Here is a 12879-nt window from a genome sequence, read left to right on the forward strand (position 1 = left end):
CAACAAAATCTGAGTATCAAAATTTTAGCGTTACTATTGACAGAAACGTTAAAATTTTGATACTATAAATAGAAACGTAAAAAAGGGGGTTGTTTAAGTCCCCAAAACCCCAGCGAGATTGATATGAACATTCTTGATACAATTATAGAAAAACGTCGTGCTGACATTTCCCGGCTCGGTTTTGATTTTGGATTTTCTCTTCCTGCAAGGCGAGAGCGCGCCCTTCATCCCTTTCTCGCTCAAAAAGGCGTAATCCTCGAAGTTAAGCGAGCCTCTCCAAGCAAGGGCGATATTTCACCGGATCTGGATTCCTATGCGACTGCCTTTTCCTACGCCCAGTCCGGAGCCCGCGCGATTTCCTGCCTCACCGAGACAAATTATTTCAAAGGCACTTTAGCTGATTTGATGAAGGTTTGCCGTGCGGTTGATGATTTTGAGGCCCAGACAGGAATGCCTGCACCGGCCGTTCTACGCAAGGATTTTCTTTTGAGTGCCGATGAAGTTGAAGTCGCTTACCGGGCCGGCGCTGATGCAGTCCTTTTGATTGCCCGCATCCTTGAAAAAGACCTTTTGCTTGATATGGCCCGGACTGTGGTAAAGTTCGGCATGTCGGCTCTGGTCGAAGTCCGTGCTCAGGAAGATTTGGAAAAGCTTTCCTTTGTTTTCTCCCAGCCTGATTTTGCAGGACTTTCCGGCTCAAAGGGCAATTTCGTTTTCGGCGTAAACAGCCGGGACCTTGCTTCCTTCAAGATTGACCTTCTTCACCCCAGCATGATGACAGAAAAAATCCGCCAGGCTGTAGGCAGTGATGCGAGAATCGTTTTTGAGAGCGGAGTCACAAACACAGAATGTGCCGCTTCCGTCGCCGCAATGGGCTTTTCGGGCCTTTTACTCGGCGAGGCGGCTGCAAAAAATCCTTCAATAAGAAAGAATCTTGTAGACTCGTTCGTAAACTCAAAGGCAACAAAGAATTCAGAATTCTGGAAAAACTATGCTTGCTCTGCCGTGCAGGCTGGCCCAAAAATCAAAATCTGCGGCCTGACCCGCCTCGAAGACGCCGTTCTTGCCCAGAATCTTGGAGCGGCTTTCACAGGCTTTGTTTTTGCAGACGCTTTCCCCAGAAGCCTTACAAAGGAAGGACGGCTTGAAAAACTTCTTCCGGCTTTCTCTCAAATCAAGGCAAAAAAAGTTGCCGTCATTGTCGATGTAACTTCTTCCGAGGCAAAAAAAGCAATTCAGCTTGTAAAGGACGGAATGCTCGATTTGATTCAGTTCCACAAAGTCCGTTACGAGGACGTAAGCCCGGAGCTTCTGGAACTGCCCCATTATTTTGCGACAAACAGCCTTGAGGAATACGAAAAACTCGTCTCAAAAGGCGAAATGCGGGTTCTTCTTGATTTGCACGGAGACGGAGATTTTTCTAAAATTACAGGTGATGCGCGCTCAAGCGGCTTTGTTTACGAGGCAAAATGGCTTGCAGGCGGAATCAGTCCTGAAAATGTCGCAGAACTTGTCCAGAAATACAAGCCTGAGCTGGTCGATGTTTCAGGCGGAGTCGAGGACAAGGACAAAAACGGAATCAAAAACGAAGATAAAGTAAAAGAATTGATAAAAAATGCAGGAGCTTTTTATGAGTGATAAAGGATTTTTTGATAATTTCGGCGGAAAATACGTAGCGGAAGTTTTACGCCGCCCGCTTGACGAGCTTGAGGTCGCCTTTAAGGAAGCAATGGCTGACAAAGCCTTCCTTGACGAGCTTGAAATCATCCGCCGCGACTACATTGGCCGCGAAACCCCTCTTTATTTTGCCCCAACGGCGACAAAACTGCTTGGCGGTGCCCAGATCTACATCAAGCTTGAGGGACTTGCAAACACCGGTGCCCACAAAATCAACAACGCAATCGGCCAGTGCCTTCTTGCAAAAAGAATGGGCAAAAAGCGAATTATAGCCGAGACAGGAGCCGGTCAGCACGGTCTTGCAACTGCCGCTGCCTGTGCAAAACTTGGCCTTGACTGCACGATTTACATGGGCGAAGTTGACGTCCGCCGTCAGCAGCCTAACGTTGCCGCAATGGAGCTTTACGGGGCAAAGGTTCACCCGGTTACATCGGGAAGCCGCACCCTCAAGGACGCAGTAAACGAAGCAATGCGCGACTGGGCTGCAAATCCAGACACTACGCATTATGTTTTAGGCTCAGCCCTTGGTCCTGCACCTTTCCCAGATATTGTCCGCGAATTCCAAAGCGTAATCGGCCGCGAAGTCAAAAAACAGGCTGCCGAGCGCGGAATCAAAATCGGAGCCATGGTTGCCTGTGTAGGCGGCGGCTCAAACTCAATCGGCTTTTTCGAGCCCTTCATCAATGAAAAGGAACCCCGCTTAATCGGAGCAGAGGCTGGCGGAATCGGCCCGAACGTTGGCGAAAACGCAAGCCGCATGACGGGAAACGCTGCCCGCGACGGAATCATGCAGGGCTACAAGAGCCGCTTCCTTCTCGACGAAGACGGACAGGCCCTGCCGACCCGCTCAATTTCAGCCGGACTCGACTACTGCGGAATCGGCCCTCAGCTTGCAGCCCTTGGACGAAGCGGACGCGTTGAGTTCACTTCAGTCCTCGACAAGGATGCCCTGGAAGCCGTAAGTTTCTTTGCAAAAAACGAAGGAATCATGTTTGCCCTTGAATCTGCCCACGCCGGAGCTGCCGCAATGAAAATCGCAAAAGAGCTCCCGCCTGACCAGGCTGTAATCATCAACATGAGCGGCCGCGGTGACAAGGACGTCTTCATCACAAGCCCGGTTTTCCGCCCTGCAGAATGGCTCCAGTTCCTTCACGCCGAAATCGAACGTTTGGAAAGTAACAAAGACATTCACGATGCAAAAGTAATGGGAGAAAGAAAATGAACAAAATAAAACTGATGAGCCACCTCGTTGCAGGCTACCCGACCGATGAACTTGCACTTACCGCTGCCCGCGCCTTAATCAAGGGTGGTGCCGACATACTTGAAATCCAGCTGCCATTTTCTGATCCGAGCGCGGACGGCCCTGCAATTCAGACTGCCTGTACTGAAGTTCTGAACAGAAATTACCGCACAGCCGACGGACTTAAATTCATAGCCCAGATTCACTCGGAATTCCCTGAGGTTCCGATTTACCTCATGAGCTACGGAAGCCTGATTTACACACCTGGCGTAGAAAATTTCTGCAAAAAAGCCGCAGAGGCCGGCGTAAAGGGCATGATTATTCCTGACCTGCCATTTGACTTTGACGAAGGACTTACCGCAGCCTGCAAGGCAAACGGGATGGTAAACATTCCTGTCGCAGCTCCAAGCATGAGCGAAGAGCGCCTTCACAAGCTGGCACACGCAGGCTTCCCCTACATTTACGCAGCCCTTCGGGTCGGAATCACCGGAACTGACACCAAAATCGACGATGCAACCCTTACTTTCCTCAAAAAAGTAAGCGAGGGCGGTTCAAAAGTCTACGGCGGCTTTGGAATTTCAAACGGAGAGCAGGCAAAAGCCCTTGCAAGCTCGGTTGAGGCAATCGTCGCAGGTTCAGTTTTCGTCAGAATCATCACCGAAAACAAGAATGATGCTGCAAAACTCGCCGAAAAAGTCGAAGCAAAGGCCAGAGAGCTGACTGGGTTTTAGGAGTCTCGGTGAAGGCTATGCCTGAACCGTGCCCTTAGGCGAGGGGGTAGGGCGCAACGAAGTGCGACCGCAGGGGGAGACTTCCCCTTTCTTAAGAAATTTTTAAATTTGTTATTAAAATTCTCGCTTTTCTCGAACTTTCGGTTTATAATGTCTACTATGGCATCATCAGAAGTTGAACTTTATGGACGGAAGACATTTTTCATCGCTCCTGACACCTCATTGATTCCAAAGGCTTATTTGGAAGAATTCATGCTTTTGGGGTATCAGGCTTATGTAATCAATGATGATTATGTTTGTCCCATGCAAACGAAGGTTCGGGAAATCACCCGGCTTTATCCAGACTCAATTCTATATTTTAACATCGATGCTTCAATTGACGGCATCGACTGGAAGAGCTACATTTCCGAACTCCAGGAATACCTGGGGCACGAAATTCTTATCGGAATTTTCTATCTTTCACGTCAAAATCCTCAGGACGAAGAAAAAATCAAAAAACTTTATGTGGACGACATTCGTGTTAAGGCAGGCTGTTTCGCCCTGTCGGCACATAACCACAACAATTTTGATTCAATCCTTAAAGTCCTCGAAAATGCGGGAGCACGAGGCCGGCGCAATCATGTCCGCGCTTTCTGTGATTCATCAAGCTGCGTAAAATTTGAGCGCAAGGGTCAAAGCTGCACGGCAAACCTTCTGGACATAAACATATCTTATTTTCGCTGTGACCTGCAGAAAAACACCAGCACAATCGATATTTTCGAAAAAATCCGTGACGTCAGCCTTACTGTAAACGGCATCTCATTTGTTTCCGATGCTGTCCTCATCATGAAGCGAACTATGAATGACAGGGACCTCTGTATCTTCATGTTCATCAAACGTGATGACACGCCGGATTTGGATAAAGACACGGAGAAGATTCTAAATCAGAAAATTTATCAGATTGTGTTGAACGAAAACACAGAAAAACTTCAGTCAGCATTCAGGGCTGCAGAAAAGTAATCAAGGGGATTAAAAAATGTTGGGTATAAAAGGAAAAATCAATCTTGCGTTTTTGAGCGTAATTTTTCTTGCTTCTGCGGGAATTGTTCTTTTTTCATATAGAAAATCTTCCAGCGAGTTAAAGACTGCCGTTGATACAGGCAACATGGCTCTGGCCCGAGCCACGGCTTCCGACGTCTTTAACGTAAATGACCGCGAATTCAAGCAGCTTCAGGCTTTGAGTAAGCTTTCAGTTATCCGTGACCCGGAAGTTGACCTGCACGACAAGTGGGAGCTCATCAACAGCTGTATCAGGGACGTCGACGGCTATATCGGCATGGCGATTTATGATGAAAACGGCGTTGGCTGGACAACCACCGAAGAATACAAGGACCTTCATGAGCGGGAGTATCTTGAGGTTTCAATGGGCGGCGAGCAGGCCATAATGGATCCTATCATGTCATCAATCAACGGCCAGCTTTCAACATTCTATGCCGTACCGGTTTATGACGAAGACGGAATGCAGATTGCCGAGGTTGTTTCAGTTCTTGATTCCACGGAACTTTGCCGCACGGTTGAGAACATCACTGTCGGTGTTTACGACCATCCTTTTGTAATTAACGTCCGCACAGGAAAATACGTCGCCACATACGACATTGATCCTGTCATGGAAGGCCAGTCAGTTTATGACGGCATTTCCGACGGCTTCAAGGAGATTATCGACAGGGTCTGTAACGGTGAGGACGTCGGCACCGGCGTTTACTACGATGAAATTGCAGACAAAAAGTTTTCCGTAGCTTATTATCCTGTTTATGATTCTGACTGGGTTGTAATTTGTCGCGCTCCATATTCAGACTTCTACAGCGGAATCACACTTCTTTTCCACAGCATGATTGGTATCGCCCTCATCACTCTGGTAATCGCCTTTATCGTAGGTTTCTTTGTCGTCAACATGGCAATCAAGCCTCTCAACAAGGTCGGTTCTGCAATCAAGGAAATTGCAAGTGGTGATGCGGATTTGACAAGGCGACTTCCGGTAGGTTCAAAAGATGAAATCGGCCGCCTTTCTTCCGGCTTCAACGAATTCACTGAAAAGCTCAATTCAATCGTTTCCGAGCTCAAGGGCTCAAAAGACGACCTTCATATATACGGCGAGCAGCTGGGCAAAATGGTTCAGGACAATGCGGACTTCCTTGGTCAGATGGTAAATTCAATCAAGGGCGTAAACGGTGAGATTGCCAACCAGCACCTCAAGGTTGATGACTCAGTAGCCGCCGCAGACGAAATTTCCCGCTCTGTAGAAACCTTGCGCGATGTCCTTCAAAAGCAGGAGCATGGCGTTGAGCAGGCTAGTGCGGCCGTCACCCAGATGATTGGAAACATCGGTTCCGTTTCGAATTCCGTCGAAAAAATGGCAGGAGAATTTGAAAACCTTCAGACAGACGTTGACAAGGGTATTTCACAGCAGCATGAAGTCAACACTCAGATTCAGGAAATTGAGTCTCAGTCAAAGATGCTTAACGAGGCAAACAAGGTCATTTCGTCAATCGCTTCGGAGACCAACCTTCTTGCCATGAACGCCGCAATTGAGGCTGCCCATGCTGGTAATGCGGGTAAGGGCTTCGCTGTAGTTGCAGATGAAATCCGTAAGCTTTCAGAAACGTCTGCCGCCGAGTCAAAGAAGATTTCTGCCCAGCTCAAAGGCATTCTGGGAGCAATTTCAGGCGTTGTTGAGGCTTCAAGCCTTGCTGACCGTTCATTCACTGCCGTTGCCGAAAAGATTCAGGGCACGGGAAATCTCGTCCGCGAAATCAGGCATGCAATGGAAGAGCAGAGCGAAGGTTCTAAGCAGATTGGTGACGCCCTCAGTTATATGAACGATGCTACGGCTCAGGTTCGTACTGCCAGCGACGGCGTTGACCAGTCAAGAATGGGCATTATCGGTAACATCGGCTCGCTTAAGGCTTCTTCTGATATCGTTCAGACTCAGATTGAGGATATGTCGGGCAACATCCAGAAGATGGAAGACTCGGACAACTCCCTTCTCAATATCACTACGTCAATCAACGGCTCAATCTACCGAATCGGTAACCAGATTGACCAGTTCAAGGTCTAAGCCGCTTTTTACTTTCCGAATACGACTTTTATCATTTCACCGACGGTGCTCACTTTCTGGGCACCGTCTTCTTTTTCCGGGGCTGCAATCTGATTAAAGCCCAGCTCGCGGGCTGTTTTGATTCTCTGCTTTAATCGTGCTATAGGGCGAATTTCTCCCGCAAGGCTCATTTCCCCAAGAATCACGTTGCTGTTTGAAAGGGGCAGGTCTGTGCGGGCAGAGTAGAGGGCAGCTGCCAAAGCTGCGTCTATTGCGCTTTCTGTGAGCTTTACGCCGCCTGCTACGTTTACATAGATGTCCTGGTCAGAAAATTTAAGTCTGGTCTTTTTTTCAAGAACGGCTGCCACGCGTGCGACACGGTTTGAGTCAATCTTTTCTGAATAAACCCGGCTGATGCTGGCCTTAGCCGGAACCGTAAGAGCCTGAATCTCGACCAGAAAGGCCCTGCTTCCTTCAAAAACGCATGAATTTGCAATTCCCGAAGGAATGTCCCCGCTTCTTTTTGTGATGAACATGGTGCTGGGGTCCCCCACTCCTTCCAAGCCTTTTTCAGTCATGGCAAAGATTCCAAGTTCGTCCACACTTCCGAAACGGTTTTTAATGGCCCGCAAAAATCTTACTTCATCGTCATTTCGCTCAAAGGAAACTACCGTGTCCACCATGTGCTCAAGGCTCTTCGGGCCTGCAATGGTTCCTTCCTTTGTGACGTGGGCGCTCATTACGAGAACCGAGTCCCTCTCCTTTACCCAGCCAATCAGTTCATTTGCGCAGTATTTAAGCTGATTTACGGTTCCGGGCACGATTCCGGCTTCAACTGAATAAACCGTCTGAATCGAATCGATGATGACGAAAAGGGGATTGAGGGCAAGAAGGGCATCCTTTATGTCTTCAAGCCGCATGGTGCAGAGGATTTCAATTCCGTCCGTATCAAGACCAAGCCTGTCGGCACGACCCTTAATCTGACCCGCGCTTTCCTCGCCTGAAACGTAGAGAATCTTTCCCTTTGTGTTTTTGTGAATGGCTGAACAGGCCTGAATCATCAGGGTTGACTTTCCGATTCCGGGCTCTCCGCCCAGAAGGATTGCGCTCCTTTTCATCGCTCCGCCGCCAAGAACCCGGTCAAGCTCTGAAATCTCTGTTTTGAGCCGGGAATTTTCCTGTGCTGAAACCTGAGCCAGAGGAATTGGCTTTATTTTTTCGGTCGTGGGGCTTCCAAAAGCTGCCGCGCTTGAATTGGGATCCAGAATGGCTTCCTCAAGAGTGTTCCATTCTCCGCACTGGGGACAGCGGCCCAGCCATCGTGATTGAGTGTAGCCGCATTCCGTACATTTATAAACTGTTGTTTTTGACTTACTTTTTGCCATGTATCCACCGAAAAATCTTGACAATTTTTATCACAGATATTATATTTATCTCAGCTTGTAAAAAGCTGATAAACTCTCTCCGATGTCCAGCTTGCTGGACGGCAGGGCTTCCTTAAAGTGTCACTTCAAGGAAGCCTTGTTTTTTTTATTTCCAAGGCTCTTGCGTTTGCTTACGAGAAAACCATAGGTTTTCTCGTAAGCAAACGGCGGTTTTATCTGCCATTTGAGACAGATTCCGTAATCCAAGAGTTTCCGCCGATTACAGAACCCTTTCCGATTACAGTGTCTCCGCCAAGAATCGTTGCGTTTGCGTAAATGGTAACGTTATCTTCGATTGTAGGATGGCGTTTTTTATTCTGCAGGGATTTTTTGACGCTGAGGGCACCCAGAGTGACGCCCTGATAAATCTTGACGTTATCGCCGATTACACATGTCTCGCCGACAACGACGCCTGTTCCGTGGTCAATGAAGAAACTCTTGCCGATTTTTGCGCCCGGATGAATGTCGATGCCTGTCCTTGAGTGAATGTGCTCGCTCATGATTCGTGGAATTACAGGAACTCCACACTCATGAAGGAAATGTGCGATACGGTAGACGATGATAGCCTGGAGGCCCGGATAAGAAACGATTACCTCGTCATCGCTCTTTGCCGCAGGGTCGCCGTTATAGGCTGCGATTGCGTCCAGCATGGCCATCTTGCGGATTTGGGGAATGGCTTCAATCATGGCGAAGGCTGCCTTTTCCGCAAGTCCGAAGCAGTGTGACTGCCTGACCTGGGAAGTTTCGTCGTGCTGGATTGACTTGTAGGTAAGGGCTTTTTGAATTTCTTTTGTGAGCATGACGATTATTCTGTTGACTCTCTGCCCGGTTACATAGCGCAGGTTCATGTTGTCGAGCTCCTCCGCCTTTTTGTAACCAGGGAAAATCAGACACTGGATGTCGTTCAAAATAGATACGACGTTCTCTCTGTTTGGGAAATTTTCGTTTCCGGCCTTGTTTATGCCCCCGTCTTCTTCGTAAGACTGGAGGATATTGTTTACAAGTGAATCTATGCACATATTTTCTGACATTTTCGCTTCCTTTTTGTTCAAAAAGACTAGCATAAATCAAAAGAAAATACTACAATTCTTTTAATTTATTGCTCTTTTATCGCTCTGCACTATTGACACAAATTATCTTGTTAGATATATTTTTCAAACACATCTTTGTGTGCTCTTGTAGCTCAGTTGGTAGAGCACAGCATTGGTAGTGCTGAGGTCAGCGGTCCGATTCCGCTCGGGAGCTGTAAATTCTAAAATAATTTAGGAGTAAATAGAATGGGTAGCAAGAAAAAGACATCGATTGATATTATTGCTCTTCAGTGTACAGAGTGCAAACGCAAAAATTACACAACTACAAAGAACCGCAAGAATATTCAGGGAAAACTTGAGAAGAACAAGTATTGTCCTTTCTGTCGCAAAGAGATTTTGCACAAAGAAACAAAGGCAAAATAAGCCTTGTTAAAATAAGATAATTAGGCTGTCAGTTCTGGCAGCTTGATATAAATAGGCCTGTAGTTCAGTTGGTAGAGCATCGGTCTCCAAAACCGAGTGTCGCGGGTTCGAGTCCTGCCGGGCCTGATATTTTAAGTCGAAGGCTTTCTCTGAAAAGCCTTTTGTTTATTGGGGTTTTGTCATGGCAAAAGTTTTCGGATTTTTCAAAGAATGCGGTGTAGAGCTCAAGAAAGTTACTTGGCCAACACGCGATGATGTAGTTGCATCAGTAAAGGTTGTTCTCGTTTCTACAATTGTTATTGCTATTATCCTTGGCGCTCTTGACTTCTTGTTCAGCGCTGGAATGAGTCTCATTTTCAAGGCATAGGGGCGTTGTATGGCAAAAGGCTGGTACATCGTTCATACATACACTGGTTACGAAAACAAGATTGAAAGAACAATCCGAATGAAGCTTGAAGAAGGCGAAATCGATTCTTCTGTCATTTCGGACGTAAAAGTTCCTGTTGAAGAACTTATCGAAATTAAAGACGGCAAAAAGCGTTCACGCAAAAATAAATTCCTTCCTGGTTACATCATGCTTGAAATGGATCTTCCTGATATTGGCTGGAAGGCAATCTGTTCTTCAATCCGAAGCATTCAGGGTGTAACAGGTTTTGTCGGAACAAATCCTAATCAGCGACCACGACCAATTTCAAATGATGAAGCCCGAAACATTCTCATGAAGTCTGGCGACATCAAGGGTGAAAAGGCTGTTCGAATCAAGCAGGCTTACGTTATCGGTGATCAGGTTAAAATCAACGAAGGACCATTTGCTTCATTCAGCGGTTCTGTCGAAGAGATTTACCCTGATAAGAGTAAGCTTCGTGTTATGGTTCAGATTTTCGGCCGTGCTACACCAGTTGAAGTTGACATCACACAAGTTGAAAAATTGATTTCTTAGTAAAATTGAGCTGCATCAAATTTTTGGTGCGCTTTTTAATTTTGGGAGGAATATAAGTCCGTTGGATCTCTGTATTCCGCTAGAAAACTGATTCAGTTTTCATACCAATATAGGAGCTATAAAATGGCTACAAAAAAAATTGTTGAAGTGTTCAAAATTCAGGCGCCAGCTGGAGCTGCAACTCCTGCTCCACCGATTGGACCAGCTCTCGGACCTAAAGGTGTTTCTGCACCACAGTTCTGTCAGCAGTTCAATGAACGAACAAAGAACATGGAAAAAGGTTTGGTTATCCCAGCTGTAATCACAGTTTACCAGGATAAATCATTCACCTTCATCCTCAAAACTCCACCAGCTGCTGTTCTTATCAAGAAAGCACTCAAACTCGAGAAGGGTTCTGGAAATCCTCTCCGCGACAAGGTTGGTAAACTTACACAGGCTCAGCTTGAAGAAATTGCAAAAACAAAGATGCCTGATGTTAACGCTAACGACCTTGAGGCAGCTAAAAAAATCATCGCCGGAACTGCTCGTTCAATGGGCGTAGAAGTGGAGGCTAACTAATGAAACACGGTAAGAAATATACTGACGCTCTCAAAAAGTTTGATTCTACACAGGCTTATGATGTTGAGAAAGCTTGCCAGATTGTAAAAGACATTCATTTTGCAAAATTTGACGAGACTGTTGAGCTCCACGTAGCTCTCAAACTCGGCAAGAGCCAGACTGTTCGTGATACATTGGTTTTCCCAAATCAGTTCACAGCAGAGAAGAAAGTTCTCGTATTCTGTCCAGAAGAGCGCGCTAAAGAGGCTCTCGATGCAGGTGCCGCTTATGCAGGTGCTGCAGAGTACATCGACAAAGTAAAGGGCGGCTGGCTTGATTTCGATATCGCAGTTGCTACTCCAGACATGATGAAAGATGTTGGTCGTCTTGGTATGGTTTTGGGCCGCAAAGGTCTCATGCCAAACCCAAAAACAGGCACTGTAACAAATGACATCGTATCTGCAATCAACGAGCTCAAAAAAGGTCGTACAGAATTCCGCGCAGACAAAACAGGTATCATCCACATCGCTGTAGGTAAAGTTTCTATGGACGCTGCAAAAGTTGCAGAGAACGTAAAAGTTCTTCTTACAGAATTGGATCGCAAAAAGCCTGCAGATGCAAAAGCTGATTTCGTTCGCTCAGTATCAGTAAGCTCTTCAATGGGCCCTGGTGTTTGGGTAGAGACAAAGGAGGAGGCATAATCTATGGCTATCTTGGCAAAAGCACTCCAGCCTGCTAAAACACAGGCTATCGAAGAAACAAAAAAGACATTTTCTGAATATAATGACTTCATCTTCGCTGAGTACCGTGGCTTGACAGTAGAGCAGATTACAGCTCTCCGTAACAAGCTCCGTGAGCACGAGGCACCACTCAAGGTTGTTAAAAATAACTTCGCTCGTGTTGCTTTCGAAGAACTCAAAATCGAGAATGTTGCAGACTATCTTAAAGGACCTACAGCTGTTGTAATGGCTAAAGAGGATTCTAACGAAGCTGCAAAAGTTCTTTTCGACTTCGCAAAAGACAACCAGGCTCTTGTTATCAAGGGCGGTTACATCCAGAATGAGATTTACGATCAGGCTAAAATTGAGGCTTATTCAAAAGTCCCAGGCAAAAAACAGCTTATCGCTATGCTCATGTCTACAATCAATGGCCCTGTACAGAAGCTCGCTGCTACTTTGCAGGCATATGTTGATAAAAAATCAGCAGAAGGTGCTAACTAATATAGCCCTTTAGCTGGCAAGGTCAGGCTTCATGTGCTGTCGACTGTCCTTGCAACAATATAAAGTGCGGAAATTCGGTTCAGTTTGTTCCGCCCGCGCAAAAATTTCAGTTCAATCAAAAGATTGAACATGCCTATTTAGGAGAAGATAATATGGCAGCTCTCACAAATGATCAGATTCTTGACGCAATCGCTTCTATGACAGTTCTCGAAGCTTCAGAACTCGTTAAAGCAATGGAAGAGAAATTCGGCGTAACAGCAGCAGTTGCAGTTGCAGCAGGTCCAGCAGCTGGCGGTGCAGCAGCAGGTGGCGAGGAGCAGACTGAGTTCACAGTTTCTCTCGAGTCATTCGACGCAGCTAAAAAGATCCCAGTTATCAAAGTTGTTCGCGAAATCACAGGTCTCGGCCTTGGTGAAGCAAAAGCTCTCGTTGAAGGTGCTCCAAAAGTACTCAAAGAGGGTGTTTCTAAAGCAGATGCTGACGAGATCATCAAGAAGATCGAAGAAGCAGGCGGAAAAGCTTCTAAGAAATAACTTTATGCCGTTTGTAGCGGCGTAATTAATAGAGCCACACAGGAAAAAAC

14 protein-coding genes and 2 tRNA genes are annotated in these 12879 nt (G+C 46.6%); 14 read left to right on the forward strand and 2 right to left on the reverse strand.

Annotated features, from left to right (window positions below):
* The first annotated feature begins 123 nt into the window (after nt 1-123).
* From HNP76_RS11890 to HNP76_RS11910, 5 genes are all read left to right on the forward strand, one after another.
* Complete coding sequence (locus HNP76_RS11890; RefSeq protein ID WP_221301077.1) at nt 124-1638, forward strand: bifunctional indole-3-glycerol phosphate synthase/phosphoribosylanthranilate isomerase; 1515 nt, start codon at nt 124-126, stop codon at nt 1636-1638.
* On the forward strand, nt 1631-2899 hold the full coding sequence (trpB, locus tag HNP76_RS11895; RefSeq protein ID WP_206173253.1) for a tryptophan synthase subunit beta: 1269 nt from the start codon (nt 1631-1633) through the stop codon (nt 2897-2899). The genes HNP76_RS11890 and trpB overlap by 8 nt, the downstream gene beginning before the upstream one ends.
* On the forward strand, nt 2896-3648 hold the full coding sequence (gene trpA / locus HNP76_RS11900) for a tryptophan synthase subunit alpha (RefSeq protein ID WP_184660791.1): 753 nt from the start codon (nt 2896-2898) through the stop codon (nt 3646-3648). The genes trpB and trpA overlap by 4 nt, the downstream gene beginning before the upstream one ends.
* Before the next feature lie 159 nt (nt 3649-3807).
* Nucleotides 3808-4647 (forward strand): hypothetical protein, encoded by an 840-nt coding sequence (locus HNP76_RS11905; RefSeq protein ID WP_184660793.1) that lies wholly within the window; start codon nt 3808-3810, stop codon nt 4645-4647.
* 16 nt (nt 4648-4663) lie between these two features.
* The gene (locus HNP76_RS11910; RefSeq protein WP_184660795.1) at nt 4664-6742 is read left to right on the forward strand and encodes a methyl-accepting chemotaxis protein; all 2079 of its coding nucleotides are present in this window, start codon (nt 4664-4666) and stop codon (nt 6740-6742) included.
* An 8-nt stretch (nt 6743-6750) separates the two neighbouring features.
* Here the strand turns inward: HNP76_RS11910 and radA are convergent, their stop codons facing one another.
* Both radA and epsC read right to left on the reverse strand, forming a co-directional pair.
* Nucleotides 6751-8106 (reverse strand): DNA repair protein RadA, encoded by a 1356-nt coding sequence (gene radA / locus HNP76_RS11915; protein WP_184660797.1) that lies wholly within the window; start codon nt 8104-8106, stop codon nt 6751-6753.
* Between the two features lie 212 nt (nt 8107-8318).
* Complete coding sequence (gene epsC, locus HNP76_RS11920; protein WP_246462695.1) at nt 8319-9176, reverse strand: serine O-acetyltransferase EpsC; 858 nt, start codon at nt 9174-9176, stop codon at nt 8319-8321.
* A 141-nt stretch (nt 9177-9317) separates the two neighbouring features.
* Here epsC and HNP76_RS11925 point away from each other — a divergent pair.
* The 9 genes from HNP76_RS11925 to rplL all read left to right on the forward strand — a co-directional run bounded on the left by HNP76_RS11925 (nt 9318) and on the right by rplL (nt 12829).
* A tRNA-Thr gene (locus tag HNP76_RS11925) sits at nt 9318-9390 on the forward strand.
* 32 nt (nt 9391-9422) lie between these two features.
* Entirely contained in the window at nt 9423-9599 is a 177-nt protein-coding gene (gene rpmG, locus HNP76_RS11930; protein WP_184660799.1) for a 50S ribosomal protein L33, read from the forward strand.
* Between the two features lie 53 nt (nt 9600-9652).
* Nucleotides 9653-9725, forward strand: a tRNA-Trp gene (locus HNP76_RS11935).
* A 55-nt stretch (nt 9726-9780) separates the two neighbouring features.
* On the forward strand, nt 9781-9966 hold the full coding sequence (gene secE / locus HNP76_RS11940) for a preprotein translocase subunit SecE (protein WP_184660801.1): 186 nt from the start codon (nt 9781-9783) through the stop codon (nt 9964-9966).
* Between the two features lie 9 nt (nt 9967-9975).
* Nucleotides 9976-10539, forward strand: coding sequence for a transcription termination/antitermination protein NusG (gene nusG, locus HNP76_RS11945; protein ID WP_184660803.1), 564 nt, complete (start codon nt 9976-9978; stop codon nt 10537-10539).
* Nucleotides 10540-10662: 123 nt separating this feature from the next.
* A complete protein-coding gene (gene rplK, locus HNP76_RS11950; RefSeq protein ID WP_184660805.1) occupies nt 10663-11097 on the forward strand; it encodes a 50S ribosomal protein L11 in 435 nt (144 codons plus the stop codon).
* A complete protein-coding gene (rplA, locus tag HNP76_RS11955; RefSeq protein ID WP_184660807.1) occupies nt 11097-11777 on the forward strand; it encodes a 50S ribosomal protein L1 in 681 nt (226 codons plus the stop codon). Before rplK ends, rplA begins: the two co-directional genes overlap by 1 nt.
* Nucleotides 11778-11780: 3 nt before the next feature.
* Entirely contained in the window at nt 11781-12296 is a 516-nt protein-coding gene (rplJ, locus tag HNP76_RS11960; RefSeq protein ID WP_184660809.1) for a 50S ribosomal protein L10, read from the forward strand.
* A gap of 152 nt (nt 12297-12448) precedes the next feature.
* Nucleotides 12449-12829 (forward strand): 50S ribosomal protein L7/L12, encoded by a 381-nt coding sequence (gene rplL, locus HNP76_RS11965; protein WP_184660810.1) that lies wholly within the window; start codon nt 12449-12451, stop codon nt 12827-12829.
* Nucleotides 12830-12879 lie beyond the last annotated feature (50 nt).

The sequence above is a fragment of the Treponema ruminis genome, assembly GCF_014201975.1.
Lineage (GTDB): Bacteria > Spirochaetota > Spirochaetia > Treponematales > Treponemataceae > Treponema_D > Treponema_D ruminis.

Coding starts and splice junctions, on each gene's coding strand:
- HNP76_RS11890 (WP_221301077.1), top strand. CDS start 124: ATGAACATTCTTGATACAATTATAGAAAAACGTCGTGCTGACATTTCC.
- trpB (WP_206173253.1), top strand. CDS start 1,631: ATGAGTGATAAAGGATTTTTTGATAATTTCGGCGGAAAATACGTAGCG.
- trpA (WP_184660791.1), top strand. CDS start 2,896: ATGAACAAAATAAAACTGATGAGCCACCTCGTTGCAGGCTACCCGACC.
- HNP76_RS11905 (WP_184660793.1), top strand. CDS start 3,808: ATGGCATCATCAGAAGTTGAACTTTATGGACGGAAGACATTTTTCATC.
- HNP76_RS11910 (WP_184660795.1), top strand. CDS start 4,664: ATGTTGGGTATAAAAGGAAAAATCAATCTTGCGTTTTTGAGCGTAATT.
- radA (WP_184660797.1), bottom strand. CDS start 8,106: ATGGCAAAAAGTAAGTCAAAAACAACAGTTTATAAATGTACGGAATGC.
- epsC (WP_246462695.1), bottom strand. CDS start 9,176: ATGTCAGAAAATATGTGCATAGATTCACTTGTAAACAATATCCTCCAG.
- rpmG (WP_184660799.1), top strand. CDS start 9,423: ATGGGTAGCAAGAAAAAGACATCGATTGATATTATTGCTCTTCAGTGT.
- secE (WP_184660801.1), top strand. CDS start 9,781: ATGGCAAAAGTTTTCGGATTTTTCAAAGAATGCGGTGTAGAGCTCAAG.
- nusG (WP_184660803.1), top strand. CDS start 9,976: ATGGCAAAAGGCTGGTACATCGTTCATACATACACTGGTTACGAAAAC.
- rplK (WP_184660805.1), top strand. CDS start 10,663: ATGGCTACAAAAAAAATTGTTGAAGTGTTCAAAATTCAGGCGCCAGCT.
- rplA (WP_184660807.1), top strand. CDS start 11,097: ATGAAACACGGTAAGAAATATACTGACGCTCTCAAAAAGTTTGATTCT.
- rplJ (WP_184660809.1), top strand. CDS start 11,781: ATGGCTATCTTGGCAAAAGCACTCCAGCCTGCTAAAACACAGGCTATC.
- rplL (WP_184660810.1), top strand. CDS start 12,449: ATGGCAGCTCTCACAAATGATCAGATTCTTGACGCAATCGCTTCTATG.